Source organism: Neobacillus sp. K501, from assembly GCF_053749995.1.
Map to the genome: position 1 here is coordinate 31,421 of NZ_JBSLYA010000009.1, position 24,445 is coordinate 55,865.

Genomic DNA, 24,445 nt, shown 5'->3' on the forward strand with positions numbered 1-24,445 from the left:
CTTACAAACCTACCCACAAAATTTGATAAGATACGACGTAATTTTTGTTAGATAAATATTTTTATTAGGGGGCTAAACAACGTGAAGAAGAAAAAACTGAATCAATTAGTAACAAGCAGTATGCTGGCAACAACTTTGGTGTTTTCATTAGGAACCGGTGCAGCATTTGCCAATGATGATGAAACTCAAGCAACCGAAACAACAATTGAACAAGTTGAGATTGTGACGGAAGATACGACAACTACTAGTGAGGATACTACTACTGGTGTAGCAGTTGACGAAACCACTACGGAAGAAGTGACAGAGCCAACAACTGAAGAACCTGTCACTGGCGAAGAAACAGATACAGAAGAAGTTACTACTGATGAAGAATCAACTGAATCAACTGAATCAACAGATGTAACAGAGGAAGAGGAAACAGCAGCACCATCATTAGTGCCTGGAGATTTCTTCTATTTCGTTAAAGTAATGACTGAAAAAATTCGCCTTGCTTTTACATTTGACGACTATAAAGAGGCACAGCTATTAGCTGATTTTGCGGCTGAGCGGATTGCTGAAGCAAATGCATTAATTGCTGATGGAAAATCGGAGGAAGCGGCAGAACTTTTAAAAGAAGCTATTGCTACTCAACAACAGGCAGATGAAGTATTACCAGAATCTGAAGCAGTGACTACTGAACCTGACGGCGAAGAGACAGAAGAAGTGGCTACTGAAACTGAGGGCGAAGCAACAGAATCTGCAACTCCAGATTCTGATAGTGAAGCAACTGAAGTTGAAAAGAAGCTTGCTCACAATGTTGACGCATTAATGGCTGTTCTTGCAAAGGTTGAAAATCCAAAAGCACAACAAGCCATTATGAAAAACATCGAAAAGACGTTTGTTAAGCTAGACAAAAAGTTTACTAGACTTGAAGAAAAACAAGCTAAACAAGCAGAGAAAAAGAACAAAATCGAAGAAGGGACTTCTGAGGATGTAGTAACAGAAGTAATTTCTCAGCCTGAAAATGAATCAAGCACAAACCAAGTAACAACGACAACTGAAGTTGGAGAAGTAAACAAAGCAGCAGAATTGGAAGCAACTGTAGCTGCCGAAAAAGCTGTGGCAAAACAGCAAGAAGCGTTGAGAAAAGCAGAAGAAATGAAACAGGTTGCTGCACAAAAAGCGGAAGAAATGAAGCAAGAAGCAGCTAGAAAAGCGGAAGCAAAACAGCAGGAAGCAGCTGGAAAAGCGGAAGCAAAACAACAACAAGCCGCTCAAAAGGCTCAAGGTAAGCAAAATGCAGCTAATGGAAAAGCTGAAGGAAAAGGAAATAACTAATTTATCACAAAGGTGCACATATTCTGAGGTGCACCTTTTGTTTTGCTATGAGAATAGCAGTTTATTTCGTAAATCTGTGTGACCGGAAATCGAAAGAAGAAGGTAGTTGGGTCACAGCAAAAGGTCTGGAGTGACCGGAAATCGAAAAAAGAAGCAAGTACGGTCACATAGAGATCTATTTTTCATTAATGCGGCATATAAACAAAGCAAATTCAAAAATGTCAGGCGAAATATGGTAGAAAACACCATATGAAAATGAAAAAAGGGCAGACGATCACAAAATCGCCTGCCCTCTCATATATTATTTCCCTGCCCCACAGCAGTTCTTATATTTCTTTCCACTTCCGCAAATACATGGGTCATTGCGGCCGACGTCCATTTGGTTTACTTTTGGTTTTTTCTTGACGGGTTCTCCGTCCTCTTTTGGATGAACGGCTTGACCTTTGGCTACTTCCTGGCGCTCAAGATTATTACGGATTTCTGCTTTCATCAGATACATGGCAGCTTCTTCCTCAATCGATTGAACCATCGCCTCAAACATCGCAAAGCCTTCATGCTGGTATTCACGAAGCGGGTCGATTTGACCGTATGCACGTAAATGGATACCTTGGCGCAGCTGATCCATCGCATCGATGTGGTCGATCCACTTAGAATCTACAGCTCTGAGCAGAACTACTTTTTCAAATTCGCGCATTTGCTCTGGTGATAAAATTTGCTCTTTCTCACTATAGCGTTCTTTCACCTTTGCAAAAATAAGCTCGACCATTTCCTCTGGATCTTTCCCGCGTAAGCTGCCAATGGTGATGTCGCCTTCATGAAGCAAGTTGGCATTCAAATACTCGATAATCCCCTGAAGATTCCAAGCTTCTTCATCCTCATGTTTCGAGGCGTGGGCATCAACACTGCGCTGAATGACGGTTAATATCATTCTTTCAGCAATTTCACGCAAGTCCTCTGATTCTAACACTTCATCACGCTGGGTATAAATGATTTCCCGCTGCTGACGAAGAACATCGTCATATTGCAGGAGCTGTTTACGGGCATCGAAGTTATTGCCCTCTACGCGTTTTTGCGCAGATTCAACGGCTCTCGAAACCATTTTACTTTGAATTGGCTGGGAATCATCCATACCAAGACGTTCCATCATCGATTTCATATTATCGGAACCGAAGCGGCGCATCAGCTCGTCTTCCATCGATAAGTAGAATTGGGTTACCCCTGGATCTCCTTGACGTCCGGAACGTCCGCGAAGCTGGTTATCAATTCGACGGGATTCGTGTCGCTCAGTACCGATAACGGCAAGTCCGCCTATTTCTCTTACCCCTTCACCAAGCTTAATGTCAGTACCACGGCCGGCCATGTTCGTTGCAATGGTAACAGAGCCTTGGTGACCTGCTTCAGCAATAATTTCCGCTTCACGTTCATGGTTTTTCGCGTTTAGGACATTATGTTTAATCCCTTTTTTCAAAAGCAGCCCTGAAATGAGCTCAGATGTTTCAATCGCAACCGTACCCACAAGAACAGGCTGTCCTTTTTTATGACGTTCGGCAATATCCTCGACAACTGCTCTAAATTTACCACCCATGGAAGAATAAATTAAATCGGCACGATCGTCACGGGCGATCGGTTTATTCGTTGGGATTACGATAACATTCATATTATAAATATTTCGGAATTCTTCTTCCTCTGTTTTTGCTGTACCGGTCATACCAGCCAGTTTTTCATACATACGGAAGTAGTTCTGGAAGGTGATCGTTGCCATCGTCATACTTTCATTCTGAATTTCAAGGCCTTCCTTCGCTTCAATTGCTTGGTGCAGCCCTTCACTATAACGGCGGCCTTTCATCAGACGACCAGTAAATTGGTCAACAATCACGATTTCGCCATCTTGGACGACGTAATCTACATCCAAGTGCATGCTGACATTGGCTTTTAATGCCTGATTGATATGATGGTTTAAAGTAACATGTGAAATATCAAATAGGTTCTCAATTCCGAAAGCTTTTTCAGCTTTGCTGATTCCTTCTTCGGTCAGCATGACACCCTTTGTTTTTTCATCATAAGTAAAATCTTGATCTTTTTTCAACGTACGCACAAACGCATTGGCGTGAATGTAAAGTGTTGCCGACTTTTGTGCAGAACCAGAGATAATAAGCGGAGTACGTGCTTCGTCAATTAAAATAGAGTCCGTTTCGTCGATAACCGCATAAAAAAGTGGGCGCTGAACCTTTTGCTCCTTATAAAGAACCATGTTATCACGCAGGTAATCGAAGCCAAACTCGTTGTTTGTACCGTATGTAATATCACAGGTATAAGCTTCCTGTTTTTCTTCCTTTGATTTGCTGTTTAAATTCAAACCGACCGTTAAACCTAGGAATTGATAGAGCTGACCCATTTCATTTGCGTCACGGCTGGCTAAGTATTCGTTGACGGTAACAACATGTACACCTTTTCCAGAAAGTGCATTCAAATAAACCGGCATTGTTGCCGTTAACGTTTTACCTTCCCCGGTTTTCATTTCGGAGATATTCCCTTCATGGAGTGAAATTCCCCCCATGAGTTGAACGTGATATGGATATAAGCCAAGCACACGTCGGGCACCTTCACGGACAACCGCAAATGCTTCAACTAATAAATCATCCAGTGTTTCGCCCTTTTGATAGCGTGCTTTGAATTCTTCCGTTTTTTCACGGAGTTGATCATCACTAAGTTTTTCTGTTTCTGATGCTAGTGCATCAATTTGATTTGCAAGTTTGTCTAACCGTTTCAGTTCGCGTTTATTAAAGTCGAACACTTTATTTAAAATCCCCATCATATGAAGAAACGCTCCTTTATTTCGAGATTAACCTATTTAATTACTACATAAATTCTTACAAAAACACTCGATAATTTCCCTTTTATCTTACCACTTCCGCTATGGAGTGACAACTTTGTTACCGATAGGCCATCTTGTCGATCGATCCAATTAAATCGGAGAATTAATCCTCTCTTTAATATGTGGATAAGTATCTTGTTATTTGAATTATCACCAAATTCATGTAGATAAGTTCGGTGAAATTGTAGATATGTGGATGAATTTTGGGAATAATCACAAAAAACTGTAGATAACTAGGGTTATCCACATCGCATTTCTGAAAATAATGAATAGGGGTTGTTAATAAGTAGTGTTATCCACAGAGGCAATACAACTTTGGAATTTTCTATCTAAACAGGCTATAATGGATGAGGACTCAAGAACGATAAGAACATAGAATATGGTACAGACCGAATATTTATAGAGGTGACGATGATGGAATTAGCAGAAATTCGTAATGAACTTGAAAAAACAGCTACTCGTTTAGCGGACTTTAGGGGGTCCCTTTGACCTCGAAAATAAAGAGGCAAGGATAGCAGAGTTAGAGGATCAGATGCTGCATCCTGATTTTTGGAATGATCAACAGGGAGCACAGGCGGTTATTAGTGAATCAAATGCACTAAAAGAACAGGTCAATGAATTTCATGCCTTGAATGAAACATTTGAAAATTTGGAAGTAAGTTATGAGCTTGTAAAAGAAGAAAGTGATGCTGAATTACAAGCAGAGCTTGAAGAAGAGTTGACAGGGCTGACCTCCCGCTTAAATCAATTTGAACTTCAGTTACTTTTAAGTGAAGAATATGATAAAAATAATGCAATTTTAGAGCTTCATCCAGGTGCAGGTGGAACAGAGTCACAGGACTGGGGCTCGATGCTGCTTCGAATGTACACGCGTTGGGCGGAGAAACGGGGCTTTAAGGTGGAGACACTGGATTATCTTCCTGGTGATGAAGCAGGTATAAAGAGTGTGACCTTGGCAATCAAAGGTCATAATGCATACGGGTACTTGAAGGCTGAAAAAGGTGTTCACAGACTGGTAAGGATATCACCGTTTGATTCCTCTGGACGACGTCATACATCATTCGTATCATGTGAAGTCATGCCTGAATTTAATGATGAAATCAATATCGAAATCCGTACAGAGGATTTAAAAATTGATACGTATCGTGCCAGTGGTGCGGGTGGACAGCATATTAATACAACTGATTCTGCTGTTAGGATTACCCACACGCCAACAGGAGTTGTGGTTACCTGTCAATCGGAACGTTCACAAATTAAAAACCGCGAGGCTGCGATGAAAATGCTAAAAGCCAAGCTATATCAACGTGAAATCGAACAGCAGGAAAAAGAACTTCTTGAAATCCGCGGAGAGCAAAAGGAAATCGGCTGGGGAAGCCAAATCCGTTCTTACGTCTTCCATCCATATTCCATGGTAAAAGACCACCGAACAAATACGGAGAGCGGTAACGTTCAGGCTGTGATGGACGGGGATTTGGATCAGTTTATAAATGCTTACCTACGTTCCCGAATTTCATAATCATATAGAAGCCTTTGCCCTATGAATGGGTAAAGGCTTTGTTATTGACACAATTTGATGCAAATAATGGATTTCCTCATGAAAACCACCATAATGACAAATGCTAATAAAAATTTCATCCCTTTAATGCTTCACTTGACCACCATTTACACTGCATTTTCTCCATGCTATACTCACTCTCGGTTACTTTAGAAAATTATATTAGAATTGCCAAGTTAAGGGGAAATAGCAAATGACTAGAAAACGAAATCAACAGCAAATACAGCCTAAATTTGAAACGGCGCTTGAATATATTTATGTAATAATTGGTTCTGGGATTATTGCACTCTCATTTAATGTTTTTCTCCTGCCTAACCAGATTGCTTCAGGCGGCGTCAGTGGGATTAGCACGATCCTTTTAAGTGTGTTTGGCTGGGAGCCCGCGTATGTGCAGTGGGCGTTTAATATTCCATTATTCATTGCTGGTGTTATTTTATTAGGAAAACAATTTGGAGTAAAAACTCTTGTAGGAACGATATTTCTTCCGTTTGTTGTTTTTTTTACAAAAACGATTGAGCCTTGGACAAATGATGCACTGTTGGGAGCGTTATTTGGCGGTATTGGTGTCGGCCTTGGTTTAGGAATCGTGTTTAGGGGAAATGCTTCGACCGGAGGCACCGATTTGGCCGCGCAAATTATCAATAAATATACAGGTTTAACACTTGGAACCTGTGTCGTCCTAATCGATGGATTGATCGTGATGGCAGCAGCAATTGTGTTTGATATTGAACGAGGTTTGTATGCCTTGATTGCCCTTTATGTAACAAGTAAAACCATTGATTTAGTTCAAGTTGGCTTGAGTAGATCAAAGACAGCGATGATTATTACGAACAAACAGGAGGAAGTCCGTGAGGGAATTCTGAATAAAATCGACCGAGGTGTGACAAAACTATCTGCATACGGTGGTTTTACCGATCATGAACGTCCAGTCCTAATGTGTGTGGTTGACCAACGGGAGTTCACAAAATTGAAACAATTGGTCAAAACCCTTGACCCGTCTGCGTTTGTTGTGGTTATGGATGCAGCTGAGGTATTAGGTGAAGGTTTCAAACGCGCATAAGACTGGGTATACTAGGGGTGTATGGAATTTTTTCTCATAGGGGGATAAATGATGAAGAAAAAGCTACTAAAAATGCTAATGGGAACTGCTCTTGTCATGGGCCTTGCTGCTTGTGGCGGCGGCGATGATGAAGGCGGCGGTGACACTGCACAAGCAGGGGATGCTGAAAAGATCTACGATCAAAAATGCTCAAGCTGTCACGGCGGGGATTTAAAAGGTGGCATGGGGCCTGATTTGAGTGCTATTGGAGCAAGCAAGTCCAAGGATGAAATTGCCGACATTATTAAGAATGGTACTGACGGCGGAATGCCAGCAGGTATTATTTCAGGCGATGACCTAGATAAAGTTGCTGACTGGCTCGCAGCTAAAAAGTAAAATAAAGCTATTAAACGTTCTGTATCAAAAGCAGAACGTTTTTTATTTTAAAAGTTTTTGTCGAAAAACTTTTATGGTAAGATAGGATACATATGTCAATATATGAAGTATTTGAAAAGAAACTGTAATATTTTTACCGCTTTTCATCATGGTTGAGAATGTTATAATGAATTTATGCGAAATCCTTCACATTTTGTAAGGGATTTTGTTTTTATGCAGGAAAATAAAAGTTGTTGTCGAATTTTCTTCAGTTCACAACTAAACTTAAAATAGGTGATCTAATGATAGAATTGCAAGAAGTTTATAAGAAGTATCCAAATGGCGTAACTGCAATTAATGGGATAGATGTTCGAATTAACCAAGGAGAGTTTGTCTATGTGGTTGGTCCGAGTGGTGCAGGAAAATCAACATTCATTAAAATGATGTACCGTGAGGAAGTACCGACTTCAGGGACGATTACCATGAACGGCGTGAACCTTGCAAAATTAAAGATGAAAAAGGTACCACTTTTTCGCCGGAACCTTGGGGTTGTCTTTCAGGATTTCAAACTTCTTCCGATGTTAACTGTCTATGAAAATGTTGCCTTTGCTTTAGAGGTTATCGAAGCACAACCGAAAGTTATCAAGAAACGTGTAATGGAAGTGCTTGATCTTGTTAACTTGAAGCATAAGGCTAGAATGCTGCCAACAGAATTATCTGGTGGTGAGCAACAGCGTGTTTCGATTGCCCGTTCGATTGTGAACTCGCCTAAAATTGTGATTGCGGACGAGCCTACAGGAAACCTCGATCCAGAGACATCATGGGAAATTATGAATATTTTTGAAGAAATTAATAATCGAGGAACGACCATTATCATGGCCACGCATAACCGGGAAATCGTGAATACGATTAAGCACCGCGTGATTGCGATTGAAGCTGGAAAAATCGTTCGCGATGAGCAAAGAGGGGAGTACGGTTATGAAAATTAGAACCCTTGGCCGTCATGCCCGTGAAAGCTTAAAAAGTATTACCAGAAATGGCTGGATGACCTTTGCATCCGTGAGTGCTGTTACGGTAACGCTTATCTTAGTCGGTGTATTTTTCGTTATTATGATGAATCTTAATCGCGTGGCAGAAACCATTGAAGAGGACGTGCAAATCCGCGTTCACATTGATGTAGCGGCAAATGAAGAAGACCAGAAGGCACTGAAGAGTAAGATTGAACAGCTTCCAGAAGTAAAAAGTGTTAAATATTCTTCGAAAGAAGACGAACTCCAAGCCTTAATTAAAAGTATGGGTGAGGATGGGGATTCCTTTAAGCTTTTTGAACAGGACAATCCACTGAACGATGTTTATATCGTAAAAACGAAAAATCCAAATGACACAATGAAAATAGCCGAAAAAATGGCGAAGTTTGAATATGTCACAAAGTCCGTCTATGGAAAAGGGACGGTCGAGAAGCTATTTAAATTTATTAATGCCAGCCGTAACGTAGGTATTGTCCTAATCGCTGGGTTATTCTTCACAGCTGTTTTCTTAATTTCCAATACGATTAAAATTACCATTATTGCTCGTCGAAGAGAAATAAAAATCATGAGATTAGTTGGAGCAACGAATGCCTTTATTCGCTGGCCGTTCTTCTTAGAAGGATTATGGCTTGGAATACTAGGAGCGATTTTACCAATTATCTTAATTTCTATTGCATACTATAATGCTTATGCTTTTCTAGCTCCAAAGCTTGTAGGTAATTTTATTCAAATTTTACCGTTTGAGCCATTTGTTTATCAGGTAAGCGGCTTGCTTGTGTTAATGGGCGGACTGATCGGCGTTTGGGGAAGCGTTATGTCAGTAAGAAAGTTTTTGAAGGTTTAGTTTTCTGAATTTAGCTCCAGCGCCTGGACAAGGCGCTTGCGCTTTTTTTGATGCAGGAAGGGTTTGGGGAAGGTTCTCCCTTCCTTTTTTCTCGGGCGATTTTCCTGTACATAAATACACATAGAGAGGAGTATCGGGCGTTGAAGAAATCACTAGTAATTTTCACCTTTGCGACAACGGTAGGATTCGGTTCGATGTTTGGAGGAATCGTACAAGCTAATACTGTTTCAAGTCTGAAGGAACAGCAGAATAAGGTTCAAGGTGATCGTTCAGAGATAAATTCAGATATTAAAGAGGCTGAAGAAAAGATTAATAGTATTAAAGGACAACAAGCTGGTGTAAAGTCAGAAATGCAGCGAATTGACTTAGCGATTGGTGATACCCACGCGAAGATTCGTGAAAAAACAGCTAAGGTAGAAGAAACAAAGGTCGAGATTACTAGACTTCAAGAAGAAATAAAAGTAACGAAAGAACGGATCGATAAAAGAAATGAGCTTTTGAAGGAGCGGGCACGAAATTATCAGGAAACAGGCGGAATGGTTAGTTATCTTGATGTTTTGATGGGTTCAAAAAACTTTAGCGATTTTATCGACCGTGCAAATGCCGTGGCTACGATCATGCAAGCAGACCAAGAAATTTTAAAGCAGCATGAAGCGGATAAGAAGAGTCTTGAAGAGAATCAGATAAAAGTAGAACAAGAGCTTGCTAGTGTTGAAAAAATGCTAGGTGAGTTAGAAACAATGAACCAGGAATTAAATGCTCAACGAGAGCAAAAAAATCAAATGCTGGCTACATTAGAGCAGCAAGAGGAAGAAATTCATTCGCATAAAATGGAACTGCAGGAAGAGGAGCAAGTACTTGCTGCACAATCGGCAGCTCTACAAAAGGCAATCAAGCTTGAGCAGGAGCGTGCAGCAAAAGCGGCAGCTGACGCTGCAGCCGCTGCGGCTGCGAATAACTCTGCAACTAGTGGTGGTGGAGGTTCAGTCTCTGCTCCGCCAGTTTCTAGTGGTGCATTTGGACTGCCAGCGAACGGAAGATTTACCTCTGGTTTTGGTAATCGGGATAGTTTCCGTCCAGGAGATTTCCACCCAGGTGTCGATATTGCGAATAGTGCCGCTGGTGTCCCAATTTGGGCCGCAGCTGACGGTGTTGTAAGTAGTTCCTATTATTCTAGCAGCTATGGAAATGTTATTTTCGTTGTTCACTCGATAAATGGCCAAACCTACACGACTGTTTATGCCCATATGGAAGCACGGATGGTTGGAGCAGGAGCAACTGTGAGCAAGGGGCAGCAAATCGGTATCATGGGCAGCACAGGTGATTCCACTGGGAAGCACTTGCACTTTGAACTGCATAGAGGCCAATGGACACAAAATAAAGCGAATGCAATTAACCCTGTTGGGATTGTACCAATGCCATCATGATCAAATGTAATGGAAGAAGCTGAGCTTCTTCCATTTTTTTATACTGGAAAAATTCATAACTCGTCCATTTCCTACATATAAGTTAATAATCAGGCTGTCATGTGATTCGTTTTAATAATAAGTGATAGACATGGTTTTATGAGGGAGGGAACGGAATGAGAGGGAAATGGATTGCCCTGCTTTTGATTGCCTCGCTGCTGACAGGAGCTGGGGGTACTTATGCCGGGATGCAGTGGATAGAAAAATCGAAGGAAGATTCAGCCTTAGAGCAATCATTAACAAAACAGAAAATGAAGGTAACAGAACAAGCAAGTTCTGAAGATCTAAGAAAAGTGAACAAAGCCTACGAATTAATCCTAAGTCAGTATGTAGAAGAGGTCAAAAGCGATAAATTGATTGAAGGTGCGATTCAGGGAATGTTGTCAGTCCTCGAAGATCCCTATTCCGTTTATATGAATAAGGAGACAGCACAGCAATTTAATCAAGCACTTGAATCGTCGTTTGAAGGAATTGGGGCAGAGGTTGGAATGGTCGATGGAAAAATTGTGATTGTATCTCCATTTAAAAATTCCCCTGCTGAAAAAGCTGGCTTAAAGCCCAATGATGAAATTATAAAAATTGATGGAAAAAGTGTGGAGGGCATTGATCTCAGTAAGGCGACAATAAAAATTCGCGGAAAAAAAGGAACAAAGGTTGGTTTGGAAATTGCCAGAAAAGGGCTTAAAGAGCCACTTATCATCCATGTAACCCGTGATGAAATTCCGATTGAGACCATCCATGCTTCAATGAAGGAGCAGGACGGAAAAAAGGTTGGTTATATAGAAATCACATCTTTTTCTGAGGATACCGCAGAAGATTTTAAAAAGGAATTGAATTCATTAGAAAAGAAAGATATGGAGGGATTAATCCTTGATGTGCGAGGAAATCCTGGGGGCAGGCTTGATAGTGTAGAAGAAATTTTGAAAGAATTTGTTACAAAGGAAAAGCCTTATGTCCAAATTGAAAAGAGAAACGGTGAAAAACTAAGACATTTCTCCAGCCTGACAGAGAAAAAGGATTATCCTGTCGTGGTTCTTATTAATAAAGGTAGCGCATCTGCATCTGAGATTTTAGCAGGTGGACTGAAAGAAGCAGCAGGCTATCCGTTAATTGGTGAAACTTCGTTCGGCAAAGGCACGGTTCAACAGGCTGTAGATATGGGTGACGGCAGTAATATTAAATTAACGTTATTTAAATGGCTAACTCCAGATGGCAAGTGGATTCATAAGAAAGGAATTAAACCGGATGTGGAGATGAAGCAGCCAGCTATTTTTGATACGCATCCCCTCCAGGTTGATGAGCCGCTTGTAGAGGATATGAACAATGAGCAGGTGAAAAATGCCCAAGAAATTTTGGAAGGCTTAGGCTTTGCCCCGGGGCGAACGGATGGCTATTTTAGTTCTGAGACAACGACTGCTATAAAAGGATTCCAGCAGCAAGCTGACTTAGAGCCAACTGGAAAAATTGATGCTAAAACGGCTGCTAAACTCGAGGAAGAAGCAATTAAAGAAATGAAAAAAGAGAAAAACGATCTACAGCTGCAAACCGCATTAAGATTGGTTACACAATAACAGGGGCTTTGGCCTCTGTTTTTTTATTTTTTATTTTTCAAGAAACTAGCAATAGGTTTTATCCCTCGATTTTGGTAAAATAATCTTTAGGAGACTTTTTACGAGATTAGTAGAAATAATTGATAGAGGCAGGTGGTATAGTTGGTGCAAGCATGGCTTATGGAGCTATTAATAGGGACTGGTAAATTATTTCTTCATCCGGTATTTTACTATCTCGTTTTCCTTTCGGGGGTCTTAGGCGTGATGAGAGTAAAGCGCGAGCGGAAAGATTTCCATGTGCGGGCTTTTGATGCTTATTTTGAGCTTCGTCAGTTGTTTCCCCTCGGTATTGTTGCGGGCCTTGTGCTCTCGGTTATTACGGTAGCAGTGGGAGTCGCCGTACCATTTGCCGCAATTCTTCTTATAGCTGCTTTTACAATTTTACTAAGTTTTACAACAAATATTCGATTGATGTCACCTGCATACACGGTCGGGGCAGCATTTTTTGCGATATGCTTAATCGCCGAAAAAAACTGGTCGATTCCAGGATTCAGGGAGGCATTTGAAGCACTTGATGAGAAGATTTATCCTTCGGTGGTTTTAGTTCTAGCCTTGCTGTTAATAGTTGAGGGTATACTGATTACTAAAAATGCGGGGAAAGGAACTTCTCCAAAGATTGTAAAAAGCAGACGCGGGCAAAGTGTCGGCGCTCATGAAGTTAGACGTTTTTGGCTGCTTCCGCTGTTTTTGCTGATTCCAGGAGATGCACTTACACTATCATTTGAATGGTGGCCAGTTCTTTCTGTTGGCGGAGGATCTTACTCATTAATCTTAGTTCCATTTGCAGTTGGATTTCATCAGCAAATCCAAGGAATGCTGCCTAAGCAGTCCATTCAGTTAGTAGGGAGACGTGTTTTTTCTCTGGGAGTTATGACAACACTATTGTCCATTGTTGGCTATTGGTATCCGCTTGTATCTATCGTGGCTGCGGCACTGGCTATTATCGGCAGGGAATCGATTTCCTTATTGCTACGACTGAAGGATGATAGTTTACCGTTTTATTTTTCGAAAAAGAATAATGGTTTGATGATTATTGGGATCATTCCAGAATCACCTGCTGATAAGCTCGGGCTTCAGGTTGGGGAGCTTGTTTCGAAAGTAAATGGCGTCGCCGTTCGTGATGAACAAGTCCTTTATGAAGCTCTACAAAAAAATCGAGCTCATTGTAAGCTCGATATTCTCGATACAAATGGAGAGGTTCGCTTCGTTCAACGTGCGTTATATGAAGGTGATCATCATGAACTTGGTATTCTATTCGTTCAAGATGAGCGGAAGTATGATGAAAGAATAGGTTGATGTAATTATAGTTGCCTGCTGACACAAACCTCTGTGTGAAGCAGGTTTTTTTTATAGCAGAATTCACCGCAAATCCCTCGGAAATCATTCAGAATCATGTTGAAAAATCCTTCATTTCCACGGAATATTTTGGACTCACCATGCAAATCATAAAATGGAAATTTTTTATGAAAGGTGGTTCAGCCAGTGTGGTTAGCGTTTTATCATCCTATTAGTTTAAGTTTCGAGGGAGCATCTTCGATCATATTTTATTTCATGGTTTACTCATTGTTCGGCTGGCTTTTAGAGAATTGCTACAGCAAATTTACAGGCCGTGAATTTTTTAAACCGAATTTTTTCCTTGGACCGTTTAAGCCAATGTACGGCTTTGCCCCTCTTTTATTGGTTTATTTCATTCGTCCAGAAACAAATTTGACGGTTGTCATCCTTCTTTGCTTTTTCATTCCAACCATTGTTGAATATGTAAGCGGAGTGTTACTACAAAGATTTTTTCAGCGACAATGGTGGGATTACTCCGATATGCCCCTGCAGCTGAACGGGCATATTTGTTTACCGTTCTCGCTTTGCTGGATTTTCCTATCGCTAATCTGTTTAAAGTGGATCCATCCTGTCATCGTGTCTTTGTACGGATCCATTGAGTTTGTTTGGGCTTGGGTTTGGCCAGCTACATTCTTATATTTTATTGCTGAATTGGCTTTAGCAATTCGAAGACATTCCACTCAAGGGTTTACCACTGATACCATCCAATAGCTGTTCAAACGGATGCCAACCATATGGCATCCGTTTTGACTTAAAAAAATCAAAAATATAACTTTATCATTTGGGAATGATAATACAGAAGTAAAGAGAGTAACAGGAGTGGTTTCTATCTACAAGAAACAGGAACGGGTATTAGTTTGGCTTAGCTTTATTGTTGCTTGCATTATAGGGCTTTCGTTTATTGGTAGGCTATTTTCAGGATAAAGAGGTGTGCGGGAATTGGGAAATGAAGAAGCAGTCTTTTATAGCCGAGTCCTAACAGAATTAACCTTATCCTTCCACATTATTTACGCGACCATAGGTGTGGGAATCCCTCTGATGATCATGATTGCCCAATGGGTGGGAATCAAGAAACAGGATGAACATTACATACTGTTGGCAAGACGCTGGACACGTGGATTTGTAATCACCGTTGCGGTCGGTGTGGTGACAGGCACCGCTATTGGCCTGCAGCTATCCTTGTTATGGCCGAAATTTATGGAACTGGCGGGAAATGTGATCGCCCTCCCTTTGTTTATGGAGACATTTGCATTTTTCTTTGAAGCCATTTTTCTAGGGATCTATCTTTACACGTGGGACAGGTTTGAGAATCAAAAAAAACATTTGCTTTTGCTGATTCCGGTTGCGATTGGTGCCTCATTTTCAGCTGTTTTTATCACGATCGTCAATGCTTTTATGAATGCGCCTCAGGGTTTTGATCTTGTCAATGGACAGCTTGTTAATGTGAGTCCGCTCATTGCGATGTTTAATCCAGCAATGCCAACAAAGGTTGCCCACGTTGTGGTAACTGCTTATATGACATCCGCATTTGTGCTCGGTTCTATTGCTGCCTTTCGGTTAATGAAAGGGGCAGATCATGTTTATCATAAAAAGTCTTTATATTTAATGATGAAGCTTGGTTTCGTTTTCTCAATCTCCTCGGCGATTATCGGTGATTTCTCTGGAAAGTACTTAGCTGAGTATCAGCCGGAAAAACTGGCTGCAGCTGAGTGGCACTTTGAAACAGAGGAAGGAGCACCGCTTATCCTGTACGGCGTCTTAGAGAACAATGAGGTAAAATATGCGCTGAAAATTCCGTTTGCATTAAGTATTTTGGCGCATAGTAATCCCAGTTCTGAAGTTACTGGACTTAATGAATTTCCAAAGGATGAAGTGCCGCCATTATATATACACTATCTGTTTGATACCATGGTTACGATTGGCATGTGGTTGACCTTTTTATCGTTAATATATTTACTAGGTATCTGGAAAAAATGGCGCTTCATTTCTTCTCAATGGTTTCGCTGGCTGCTTGTTCTCGGCGGTCCACTTTCAATTGTTGCGATTGAAGCAGGCTGGTGGCTTGATGAAGTAGGGCGGCAACCTTGGATATTACGAGGAATCATGAAGACAAAGGATGCAGCGACAACTAGCGGTCAGGTAGATGTTATGCTGTTATTATTTGCAGGTTTATATTTAGTTTTAGGCGCAGCAAGTATTGTCGTGCTGTCAAGAATGTTTCGAAAGAATACCGTGGAACAGGAATTAACCGACCGCGCCTTAGAGAAAGCGGGTGACATGAAATGAACCTTGAAATCATTGGTATCTCTGTTTTATGGTTGTTTCTTTTCGGTTATGTGATTATCGGCTCGATAGATTTCGGTGCTGGGTTTTTTAATGCTTATAGTATCGTAACCAACCGGCAGCATATTTTAACGAAAATTATCCAGCGATATTTGTCACCTGTTTGGGAAGTCACTAATGTGTTTTTAGTATTTTTCTTTGTTGGCATCGTCGGTTTCTTCCCGAAAACCGCTTTTTATTATGGAACAGTGCTTCTAGTTCCAGCGAGCATTGCAATTATTCTTCTGGCGATTCGCGGATCGTACTATGCCTTTACTACCTATGGGGGACTGAAGCATAAAAGATATGCTGTTCTTTACGGACTTTCAGGGTTACTGATTCCTGCTTCGTTATCCATCGTCTTGACGATTTCCGAGGGCGGCTTTGTGTCAATGGAAAATAATGCGCCAGTCATCAATTATTGGACATTGTTTACGAGTCCGTTAAGCTGGAGTATTGTGGTGCTCAGCTTGTCCGCAGTGTTATATATATCAGCGGTATTTTTAACTTGGTATGCAAATTATGCCAAGGATGTGGAGGCAACGGATTTAATGAGGAAGTACGCGCTGATCTGGGCTGCACCAACCATCATCACCGCCACCGGAATTATTGTCGAATTGGCAAATCATAATCCCGAACATTACGAAAGATTGCTTGATCTATGGTGGTTATTTTTAATGTCTGCATTGTTATTTGCAGGAACGGTGTACTTTATTTGCCGGAGAAGGAGCTACGGGACAGCTGTGTGGCTGATGATTGGCCAGTTTTTACTTGCGTTTTTTGCTTATGGATTCTCTCATTATCCTTATTTACTGTATCCGCTTTTGACAATATATGATGGTTTTACGAATGAAGCGATGGCAACTTCTCTAGTTATCGTCTTTATTGCCGGGCTTGGCTTGCTTCTGCCATCGTTGTATCTTTTGTTAAAACTGTTTTTATTTAATAAAGAATATGTTCGTGGGAAACGAGATGGTCATGTGTAAGGAGAGTGGACAGACAAGATGGATGAGTTTTTTATTTTTTATGCCCCGCTTCTATTCGTATTTCTTTCAATAGTAGCTGCATTTTGGATAGCTGTGAAGGACGATGCCATTAAATGAGATAGAGCCGAGGTCAGTCTCAGCTCTGTTTCTCTATTTTTGTTTTTAAGGTTTCGAAAAACATATGGGGTTCATCTGGGCGAAGGTGAACCTTTGTTACTTTCTTCTTAAATCCGTACATCATCTTTGTTTCCTGTGGCGAGTACAACTCAATTTCAATAGCAGGTTTTTCTCTCATAAAGTCGGGCATACATGCGTCAAAAACAATTTTTTCCTCTTCTTTAGAAATCTTTTCAGGACCTTCATAATAGTGAATGCTTTTAATCTCCTCAATCGGAACGATCAGTTGCTTCATAATCCCGACTTGTAAATATAAATGTTGATTCGTAATGATAAATGGTGTTAAACGTATCGCTTGAATTTCTGCTAAAAAGATGAGTAATGTATACAGATTTAACACGAGTGCAATAATGGCCACGATTTCATTCCAAGAATGAAGCAAAAAGTGAAAACCAACCGACTCTAGGATAAGAGCGTGTATTAACATTACATAAACCGCAATGGCACTCGTTTTTTTATGAGAGGTGAAGACTAGTCCGGATTGTAAAGGTTTTTTTCTCCAAGAAAATAGACTGTAATAAAACATTGTTATTTCAGAAGAGATGATTTCGAGAAAACGGTTTGGCTTCAAATAACGAGTGAAAGCTTGTTCTAATCGATAAGGAAATGTGGAGAATTCAACCGAATTTGATTGATAAAATTTAATGATAGCCGGCATTTTCGTCATCAGTTTAAAGACAATATAGGACTCTAATAAAAATAGTGCACCCTCACCGGCAAATAAGATGTATTTCACAAATGAATAAGAAGCAAGATAGCCTTGAGGGATAATGAGCCAAGCTGTACCATATCCTGCTAGCAAGACAAGCAATAAATATTTTAATGAATACCGCTTGCGGATAATAAAAAAGTAGGTGATTAACGGCACAACGATAAGAAAATCTACTAGTGAGCCCAGAGCGACCTCTTTCGAAAGGGGCTGCATCATGTTTAACTGATAAAGGAGTATGTTCGAACCAACTACTAAGGTAAGCAGGCTAATAAACCACATCCACCTCGTTTTTGATAGAGCCACCATAAAAATCCCCCCTTTAATACTATGTATCTAGTAATATTTTATCATTGAAAGTAAGATTTATCCAATTTCCGGCAGGTAATTGAGCCTTTTTGTAAAAAATTCCTTTCAAATTCATTGACATTCAAATGTCCATTTGAATATTATATAATCAAACGAATATTTGAATGAGAAAAGAAGGTGAATATATGAAAGAGCGAGATGTATGCGAGGTTTCATGTGTCGATGATGAAAAAACGATGCGATTACAGCCTCTTGTTGAAAATGAAAACATAATAGGTGTAACAAAGCTTTTTAAAGCTTTATCGGATGAAACACGAATGAAAATTGCCTATGCGTTGACGCTGGAGGAGGAACTTTGTGTTTGTGATGTTGCCCATATTGTTGGAGCAACAACAGCAACAGCTTCCCATCACTTGCGCCATTTAAAAAGCTTAGGCCTTGCAAAATACCGAAAAGAGGGGAAGCTAGCATATTATTCCCTTGATGACGATCATGTTAAGCAACTGATTCACATCGCCTTTGAGCATCAGGAAGAGGTGGCAGGCCGTGGGTGATTCAATGGAAAAACAAGTTTACCGCGTTCAAGGCTTTTCCTGAGCTGGTTGTGCCGCAAAGTTCGAAAAGAACGTAAAACACCTGGATGGTGTTGTCGATGCAAGTGTCAATTTTGGAGCTTCGAAGCTCACAGTCTATGGAAATGCTACACTTAAAGACTTGCATGTGGCGGGGGATTTTGAAAAACTAACCATCTACCCTGAAAAACAAAAGCAGCCAGTCTTGGAAAAAGAGCCATTCTGGAAGAGTTATGGAATGCTTGGATTATCATTATTGCTGTTGACTGCAGGTTATATTTTTGAAAAAAATCTCTTGTTTGCAGTATCGATTTTAGCCGGAGGATTTCCACTTTTTAAAACAGGCCTGAAAAACCTGTTCCGACTTGATTTTGATATGAAAACACTGATGACAATCGCCATTATTGGTGCAGCAATCATCGGGGAGTGGCAGGAAGGTGCGATAGTGGTTATCCTGTTCGCAATTAGCGAGGTGCTTGAGGGCTATTCGATGGATAAAGCACGGGCATCGATCCGCTCACTTATGGAGCTGACACCAGCAGAAGCGCTAGTAATCAGGAACGGTAAAGAACTAGTTTTGAAAGCTGAGGATATTGAAATTGGCGATATGATGCTAGTAAAGCCGGGGCAAAGAATTGCGATGGATGGAGTGGTTGTTGAAGGGACCAGCTTCGTCAATCAAGCTGCGATAACCGGTGAATCGGTTCCGATGGAAAAACACCTGGATGATGAAGTGTTCGCTGGGACCTTAAATGAAGAAGGCTACCTAAAGGTTAAGGTCACCAAGACTCACGATGATACAACAATTGCTAAAATCATTCATTTGGTTGAGGAGGCGCAAGGCGAAAGAGCGCCGTCGCAGCGATTTGTTGACCAATTTGCCAAGTATTACACACCAGTGATTATCGCGATTGCCGTTTTGGTCGCGGTAGTGCCGCCATTATTTTTGGGTTCGGAGTGGAGTGAATGGATTTATCAAGGGCTTGCCGTACTAGTGGTCGGTTGTCCATGTGCCCTCGTTATCTCAACTCCTGTTTCAATCGTAACAGCCATTGGCAATGCAGCTCGTAATGGCGTGCTGGTCAAAGGCGGGAGCTATTTAGAAGAGGCCGGTGCGCTAAAGGCGATTGCTTTCGATAAAACCGGCACGCTGACAAAAGGGACTCCCATTGTGACCGATTTTGTCAATTTCAGTGAAGATGAGAATCTGTTTACTAAGATTGCTGCACTTGAAAGCAAATCGCAACATCCACTTGCGTCGGCTATTGTAAAACAAGCAAAGGAATATCAAGACATTGTTGTCGAGCAGTTTACTTCCATTACCGGAAAAGGGCTCCAAGGACATATAAATGGTATTTTATATCGAGTTGGGAATCATAAGCTTTTTGAATCGATTCCAACTGAAATCCGAACTCAAATCAGTACTTTGCAAAATCAAGGGAAAACGGTGATGATCGCCGGGGCAAAGGAAGAAATCATCGCTCTTATTGCGGTTGCCGATGAGGTTCGTGAAAGCAGCAGCCGTATTATCAAGCGCCTGCATCAACTGGGAATCGAACAGACGATTTTATTGACCGGGGATAACCAAGCAACAGCCGCAGCCATTGGCGGGCAGGTTGGAGTGAAGAGAATGGAGGCAGAGCTGTTGCCTGAGGATAAATTGGCTTTTATCAAAGACCTCAAGCAGCAATTCGGAAGGGTAGCGATGGTGGGTGATGGAGTCAATGATGCCCCCGCCCTTGCATCCGCAACTGTTGGTATCGCAATGGGGGGAGTCGGAACCGACACCGCATTGGAAACCGCAGACATTGCCCTAATGAATGACGATCTCACAAAGCTTCCATTTACGATTAAGTTAAGTAGGAAAACCCTGCAAATAATCAAACAAAATATTGCCTTATCCATTGGGGTGAAGCTGTTAGCTCTTGTATTAGTTGTCCCAGGATGGCTGACGCTGTGGATTGCCATTTTTGCTGATATGGGTGTGACTTTACTGGTAACTTTAAATGGATTAAGACTATTAAGGGTGAAGGACCATGAATAATCAGTGGAATCAATTTATTTACCGCATATGGTCACCGGTTTATGATTATTTTTTTAATAAAGGGCCATTTCTAAAGGCAAGAAAACAAGTATTCTCCTCAGTGCCTTTTCATCATGGAGATAAGGTATTGTTTGTTGGAGTGGGAACGGGTGCAGATTTAGAGATCATTCCTACTCATAAAATGGAAATAACAGCTATTGATTATTCTGAGGAAATGCTCTCACAGGCAAAAAAGAAGTTTCCTTCTTCACAAATCTGTTTTCAACAAATGGATGCTGAAAATTTACAATTTCCGGATAGCTCCTTTGATTATGTTATTGCAAGTCTCATTCTTTCAGTTGTACCCAACAGTGAAAAAGCGTTTGCCGAAATGGCTCGTGTAACCCAATCAAACGGTCAAATGATCATTTTTGATAAGTTTGCCCAAAAGCCATCTTTTATGAAAACGGCAATTCGCCCATTGATTCGCCTACTTGGTACGGATATTGGTGTTTCTTTTGAAAAAATGTTTCAAAAACATGCTTCGCATCTCACTGTAATAGAGGATCAGGATGTGTTGTTTCGAGGAATGTATCGCAAGATAAAGATAAGAAAAAACTAATTTGAAATCCGTTGGGAGAGGATTTATATGGGTCACCATCATCATCATGGACACTCACATGGTCATGGCCATTCTCATGGTCATTCCCATACAAGTAATAAAAAAGCGTTATTAAGTTCGTTTATTTTGATTGCTGCCTTTATGGTGGTTGAAGTAGTAGGTGGAATATTAACGAATAGTTTAGCGTTATTATCAGATGCCGGTCATATGTTAAGTGATGCCGCTGCACTAGGTTTAAGTTTTTTTGCCATCAAGCTAGGTGAAAAACAGGTTTCCCAGGAAAAAACTTATGGTTATAAGCGCTTTGAAATTATCGCTGCTGCGCTAAATGGTTTAACACTCGTGATCATCTCGCTTTACATCTTTTATGAAGCATTCCAACGCTTTTTCGCACCTCCTGAAGTACAAAGTTCAGGGATGCTAATGATTTCGGTAACTGGTTTAGTGGTGAACATTATTGCAGCCTGGATTTTAATGAGTGGAGATAAGGATGAAAATCTCAACGTCCGCAGTGCCTTCTTACATGTACTAGGAGATATGCTAGGATCAGTGGGAGCGATAGTTGCGGCTCTACTAATCATGTTTTTCGGCTGGACAATCGCGGATCCGATTGCCAGTGTGATTGTCGCTGTGTTGATATTAATCAGCGGCTATCGTGTCACAAAGGATTCCTTTCATATCTTAATGGAAGGTGCGCCTACACAAATCGATATAGAGCAAGTGAAAACAGCCTTGAGCAAAATTCCTTTCGTGAAAGAAGTCCATGATTTACACATCTGGACCATCACTTCCGGCTATCCAGTATTAAGCTGTCACATTACCATTTTTGATGAGGGAGTCCATGATGAAATTTTGGCACAATCTCAAAAGATTTTACATGATGACTTCCATATCGAACACAGCACTATCCAAGTTGAAAAAGCAGCAATCGGCTGCCCAAGCCCGCATGGGAATTGTAACTAAACAGTATTCTATTGCAATGAATAATTTGTGAAATCAATCTTACTTAATAAAAAAAGGCAACTAACCTTAATATTCAAAGGTGTTGCCTTTTTTCACCCTTTACAATAAATTAACATTCCAGACACAAAAAAGTACATCCCTTTCCCTTATTCCTACACAATATGTAGTGGAGATTATGAACACTAGAGTCGTACTGAGGTATGTGCCATTTCATTAGTATTTAAGTGAAAGTTAACGAAACGCTGTTGTTTGTAGGATATCTACGACAACCTTATTTTACATCTTAGTATTTCAAAATCAGCAACAAATTTGTGGTCATTCGAACTAAGTTTACTAGATTTCAATGAGCTGGTAGAAGGTATCTCATTTTCAATTTGTGGTTTGTAGGTTTCTACCCACCTGCGAACCGTGTTAACACTTAAGTCGAACTTTCGAGCAGTTGCTGAAAAATTTTTAATATCCAAGGCATATCTGGCTACGGACAATTTAAATGTGTCTGAGTATGTTTTTCTTATTGTACTGGCCACTTATGTACTCCCCCCTATAGTGTAGGATTGTATATGAAAGTTATATTTTGAGGTAATTATGCATAATGGTTACTCATGATGATCTATTTGCAGCTTTTTCTTTTAGCCTTTCATTTTCCATGAACATTCGACCAATATGTTGTTGAGAGCTTAACAATTCTTTTTGTAGTTGTTTATTATCATTTGTTAGCTGTTCAATTTCGTTTTGCAACTTAATCACAAGATTGTTAAGTTGCTGTACTGATTCTGCAGAAAAACTCGAATCTTCAGACTGCCTATTCTCATTTATTATTTCATCAGATTTGATTTCAGCTGTAAAAAAGATATTTTTTTCCTCAAAATCCCTTTTCCATTTTCTAACTGTATTTACATGTACACCATTATTTCTGGCTGCTTCAGAAATATTATTATGAATTTGTGCCTCTCGTACTACTGCCTCTTTAAATTCATCTGAATAGTGGTTAGATAGTGTTGTAGCCATAATATAAACCCTCCACAGTGTATTGTATGTATAGTATTTTATACTAGTGTTCTGGTGATGTAAATATTTATTAAAAACAATTTTAGGAATAAAACTTCAAGCGGGAAGCTTAACTGTATAATAATTATCCATCAATTGAACTTATCGTGGGTTGTATTAGGTAATTTTACCCGCGAATCGCATCCTCAATAATTGCTTAAGGTAGACAAGGTACTATGATTATTATGTTGAAATTAACATTTATGTGTTCACTTTTACCTCGAGTGTTATAGTATACACTGTACAAGTGGGGTACTTTGTGAAAATTTGAAAGCAGAGTTAAGTAAAATGTCCATTTTCTATTTAAAAAGTTGTTCATCAATTTTTTTCATCCTTTTTGGGTAAAACTCTTCTATGATTGGTTTTTCCAAAACATGGTGGGAATTTTCAAAGAATACGAATGAGGAAAAGGTGAATGAGGTTGTCACAAAAGCTGCAGGAATTGATGAATAATGCCGAGTTAATCCAGAAATCCTTTACGGAACCAACGAGCGTAGTGATTACGGATACGAATCAATATTTACTCCAATTGCCAGCTGAATTTGATACAGTTCGAATTCCAGCAGGAACCCCCTTAAAGGAAATTAGTTCGCCACTTATTGAAGATGCGTTGAAAACGGGGGAAGTCCAGAGGATGGAAGCGAGTGCGGAACGATTTGGTAGGGCATTTATGATAACAATTAATCCAATTATCGATCAAAAGAAAGTGGTCGGTTTATTCATAACAACTACAACAACTGAAAAAATTGATGTATTAAGGAGATTATCATCTGAATTAGCTGCAACCGCGGGACAGATGATGACAACGACAGAACAAGCAGCCAGTGTATCCAAAATGATTGAGGGAAACATTCAGAAGATCTCTCATGATTCACAGAAGATGATGAAAACAGTGGAAGACGCTTATGAAGTAATCAAATCGATTCAAGATATTGCTAATCAATCCAATATACTTGGATTAAATGCTTCGATTGAAGCTGCAAGAGCAGGAGATCATGGCAAAGGTTTTGCCGTAGTGGCAAATGAGATTAGGAGAATGGCGGATCAAAGCAGGGATTCTGCGGTTCATACCATCAAGTTCCTAGAAACCGTAAGTGAATCGATGAAACATAATAACCAATCGATTCAAGATATAGCATCCATGATGGGGGAACATTCGATTAGTATTCAAGAATTAAACAACTCATACCATATCATTACGTCAGCGGCAGAAAAGTTAATGGAAACTGCTAACAATGATTGAATAAAAATAGGAACAATCCTACGGGTTA

At 40.3% G+C, this 24,445-nt stretch carries 22 protein-coding genes; 18 read left to right on the top strand and 4 right to left on the bottom strand.

Annotated elements, in window-relative coordinates; genetic code table 11:
* The first annotated feature begins 81 nt into the window (after positions 1-81).
* The gene (locus ACWM35_RS18795; RefSeq protein WP_454820394.1) at positions 82-1,317 is read left to right on the top strand and encodes a DUF5667 domain-containing protein; all 1,236 of its coding nucleotides are present in this window, start codon (positions 82-84) and stop codon (positions 1,315-1,317) included.
* Positions 1,318-1,618: 301 nt separating this feature from the next.
* Here the strand turns inward: ACWM35_RS18795 and secA are convergent, their stop codons facing one another.
* On the bottom strand, positions 1,619-4,132 hold the full coding sequence (gene secA, locus ACWM35_RS18800; RefSeq protein ID WP_454820395.1) for a preprotein translocase subunit SecA: 2,514 nt from the start codon (positions 4,130-4,132) through the stop codon (positions 1,619-1,621).
* A 474-nt stretch (positions 4,133-4,606) separates the two neighbouring features.
* Here secA and prfB point away from each other — a divergent pair.
* From prfB to cydS, 12 genes are all read left to right on the top strand, one after another.
* Positions 4,607-5,708 (top strand): peptide chain release factor 2 gene (prfB, locus tag ACWM35_RS18805; protein ID WP_454820396.1). Its coding sequence is split into 2 segments (ribosomal slippage): positions 4,607-4,678 and positions 4,680-5,708, totalling 1,101 coding nucleotides; the frame shifts between segments, so codons are not numbered across the junction.
* Positions 5,709-5,940: 232 nt separating this feature from the next.
* Entirely contained in the window at positions 5,941-6,807 is an 867-nt protein-coding gene (locus tag ACWM35_RS18810) for a YitT family protein (protein WP_454820397.1), read from the top strand.
* 51 nt (positions 6,808-6,858) lie between these two features.
* The gene (cccB, locus tag ACWM35_RS18815) at positions 6,859-7,182 is read left to right on the top strand and encodes a cytochrome c551 (RefSeq protein WP_454820398.1); all 324 of its coding nucleotides are present in this window, start codon (positions 6,859-6,861) and stop codon (positions 7,180-7,182) included.
* A gap of 281 nt (positions 7,183-7,463) precedes the next feature.
* Positions 7,464-8,150, top strand: a complete 687-nt coding sequence (ftsE, locus tag ACWM35_RS18820; RefSeq protein WP_454820400.1) for a cell division ATP-binding protein FtsE — start codon at positions 7,464-7,466, stop codon at positions 8,148-8,150.
* Positions 8,140-9,033, top strand: a complete 894-nt coding sequence (ftsX, locus tag ACWM35_RS18825) for a permease-like cell division protein FtsX (RefSeq protein ID WP_454820401.1) — start codon at positions 8,140-8,142, stop codon at positions 9,031-9,033. The genes ftsE and ftsX overlap by 11 nt, the downstream gene beginning before the upstream one ends.
* A gap of 140 nt (positions 9,034-9,173) precedes the next feature.
* Positions 9,174-10,460 carry a murein hydrolase activator EnvC family protein gene (locus tag ACWM35_RS18830; RefSeq protein ID WP_454820402.1) on the top strand — a complete coding sequence of 429 codons (1,287 nt, stop codon included), beginning with the start codon at positions 9,174-9,176 and terminating at the stop codon, positions 10,458-10,460.
* Positions 10,461-10,615: 155 nt separating this feature from the next.
* A complete protein-coding gene (locus ACWM35_RS18835; protein WP_454820403.1) occupies positions 10,616-12,070 on the top strand; it encodes a S41 family peptidase in 1,455 nt (484 codons plus the stop codon).
* A 141-nt stretch (positions 12,071-12,211) separates the two neighbouring features.
* The gene (locus ACWM35_RS18840; RefSeq protein WP_454820404.1) at positions 12,212-13,405 is read left to right on the top strand and encodes a PDZ domain-containing protein; all 1,194 of its coding nucleotides are present in this window, start codon (positions 12,212-12,214) and stop codon (positions 13,403-13,405) included.
* Between the two features lie 186 nt (positions 13,406-13,591).
* Positions 13,592-14,155 carry a putative ABC transporter permease gene (locus tag ACWM35_RS18845; protein ID WP_454820405.1) on the top strand — a complete coding sequence of 188 codons (564 nt, stop codon included), beginning with the start codon at positions 13,592-13,594 and terminating at the stop codon, positions 14,153-14,155.
* A gap of 228 nt (positions 14,156-14,383) precedes the next feature.
* Entirely contained in the window at positions 14,384-15,730 is a 1,347-nt protein-coding gene (locus ACWM35_RS18850) for a cytochrome ubiquinol oxidase subunit I (protein WP_454820406.1), read from the top strand.
* The gene (locus ACWM35_RS18855) at positions 15,727-16,752 is read left to right on the top strand and encodes a cytochrome d ubiquinol oxidase subunit II (protein WP_454820407.1); all 1,026 of its coding nucleotides are present in this window, start codon (positions 15,727-15,729) and stop codon (positions 16,750-16,752) included. Before ACWM35_RS18850 ends, ACWM35_RS18855 begins: the two co-directional genes overlap by 4 nt.
* Positions 16,753-16,770: 18 nt before the next feature.
* The gene (cydS, locus tag ACWM35_RS18860) at positions 16,771-16,869 is read left to right on the top strand and encodes a cytochrome bd oxidase small subunit CydS (RefSeq protein ID WP_454820408.1); all 99 of its coding nucleotides are present in this window, start codon (positions 16,771-16,773) and stop codon (positions 16,867-16,869) included.
* A 19-nt stretch (positions 16,870-16,888) separates the two neighbouring features.
* Here the strand turns inward: cydS and ACWM35_RS18865 are convergent, their stop codons facing one another.
* Entirely contained in the window at positions 16,889-17,947 is a 1,059-nt protein-coding gene (locus tag ACWM35_RS18865) for a hypothetical protein (RefSeq protein WP_454820410.1), read from the bottom strand.
* 185 nt (positions 17,948-18,132) lie between these two features.
* On the opposite strand from ACWM35_RS18865, the gene ACWM35_RS18870 reads away from it, so the two are divergent.
* From ACWM35_RS18870 to ACWM35_RS18885, 4 genes are read left to right on the top strand one after another with little or no spacing between them, the layout of a single operon-like run.
* Positions 18,133-18,501 carry an ArsR/SmtB family transcription factor gene (locus ACWM35_RS18870; RefSeq protein WP_454820411.1) on the top strand — a complete coding sequence of 123 codons (369 nt, stop codon included), beginning with the start codon at positions 18,133-18,135 and terminating at the stop codon, positions 18,499-18,501.
* Between the two features lie 4 nt (positions 18,502-18,505).
* Positions 18,506-20,563, top strand: coding sequence for a heavy metal translocating P-type ATPase (locus tag ACWM35_RS18875; protein WP_454820567.1), 2,058 nt, complete (start codon positions 18,506-18,508; stop codon positions 20,561-20,563).
* On the top strand, positions 20,556-21,164 hold the full coding sequence (locus ACWM35_RS18880; protein ID WP_454820412.1) for a class I SAM-dependent methyltransferase: 609 nt from the start codon (positions 20,556-20,558) through the stop codon (positions 21,162-21,164). The genes ACWM35_RS18875 and ACWM35_RS18880 overlap by 8 nt, the downstream gene beginning before the upstream one ends.
* Before the next feature lie 27 nt (positions 21,165-21,191).
* Positions 21,192-22,127 (top strand): cation diffusion facilitator family transporter, encoded by a 936-nt coding sequence (locus ACWM35_RS18885; RefSeq protein WP_454820413.1) that lies wholly within the window; start codon positions 21,192-21,194, stop codon positions 22,125-22,127.
* A gap of 260 nt (positions 22,128-22,387) precedes the next feature.
* Here ACWM35_RS18885 and ACWM35_RS18890 read toward each other — a convergent pair whose 3' ends face one another.
* Positions 22,388-22,654, bottom strand: a complete 267-nt coding sequence (locus tag ACWM35_RS18890; protein ID WP_454820414.1) for a transposase — start codon at positions 22,652-22,654, stop codon at positions 22,388-22,390.
* A 73-nt stretch (positions 22,655-22,727) separates the two neighbouring features.
* Complete coding sequence (locus ACWM35_RS18895; RefSeq protein ID WP_454820415.1) at positions 22,728-23,135, bottom strand: transposase; 408 nt, start codon at positions 23,133-23,135, stop codon at positions 22,728-22,730.
* 454 nt (positions 23,136-23,589) lie between these two features.
* Between ACWM35_RS18895 and ACWM35_RS18900 the strand changes: the two genes are divergently transcribed.
* Positions 23,590-24,417, top strand: a complete 828-nt coding sequence (locus ACWM35_RS18900; RefSeq protein ID WP_454820416.1) for a methyl-accepting chemotaxis protein — start codon at positions 23,590-23,592, stop codon at positions 24,415-24,417.
* Positions 24,418-24,445 lie beyond the last annotated feature (28 nt).

Coding starts and splice junctions, on each gene's coding strand:
- cccB (WP_454820398.1), top strand. CDS start 6,859: ATGAAGAAAAAGCTACTAAAAATGCTAATGGGAACTGCTCTTGTCATG.
- ACWM35_RS18900 (WP_454820416.1), top strand. CDS start 23,590: ATGAGGTTGTCACAAAAGCTGCAGGAATTGATGAATAATGCCGAGTTA.
- ftsX (WP_454820401.1), top strand. CDS start 8,140: ATGAAAATTAGAACCCTTGGCCGTCATGCCCGTGAAAGCTTAAAAAGT.
- ACWM35_RS18880 (WP_454820412.1), top strand. CDS start 20,556: ATGAATAATCAGTGGAATCAATTTATTTACCGCATATGGTCACCGGTT.
- ACWM35_RS18810 (WP_454820397.1), top strand. CDS start 5,941: ATGACTAGAAAACGAAATCAACAGCAAATACAGCCTAAATTTGAAACG.
- ACWM35_RS18885 (WP_454820413.1), top strand. CDS start 21,192: ATGGGTCACCATCATCATCATGGACACTCACATGGTCATGGCCATTCT.
- ACWM35_RS18835 (WP_454820403.1), top strand. CDS start 10,616: ATGAGAGGGAAATGGATTGCCCTGCTTTTGATTGCCTCGCTGCTGACA.
- ACWM35_RS18855 (WP_454820407.1), top strand. CDS start 15,727: ATGAACCTTGAAATCATTGGTATCTCTGTTTTATGGTTGTTTCTTTTC.
- cydS (WP_454820408.1), top strand. CDS start 16,771: ATGGATGAGTTTTTTATTTTTTATGCCCCGCTTCTATTCGTATTTCTT.
- ACWM35_RS18895 (WP_454820415.1), bottom strand. CDS start 23,135: ATGGCTACAACACTATCTAACCACTATTCAGATGAATTTAAAGAGGCA.
- secA (WP_454820395.1), bottom strand. CDS start 4,132: ATGATGGGGATTTTAAATAAAGTGTTCGACTTTAATAAACGCGAACTG.
- ACWM35_RS18870 (WP_454820411.1), top strand. CDS start 18,133: ATGAAAGAGCGAGATGTATGCGAGGTTTCATGTGTCGATGATGAAAAA.
- ACWM35_RS18865 (WP_454820410.1), bottom strand. CDS start 17,947: ATGGTGGCTCTATCAAAAACGAGGTGGATGTGGTTTATTAGCCTGCTT.
- ftsE (WP_454820400.1), top strand. CDS start 7,464: ATGATAGAATTGCAAGAAGTTTATAAGAAGTATCCAAATGGCGTAACT.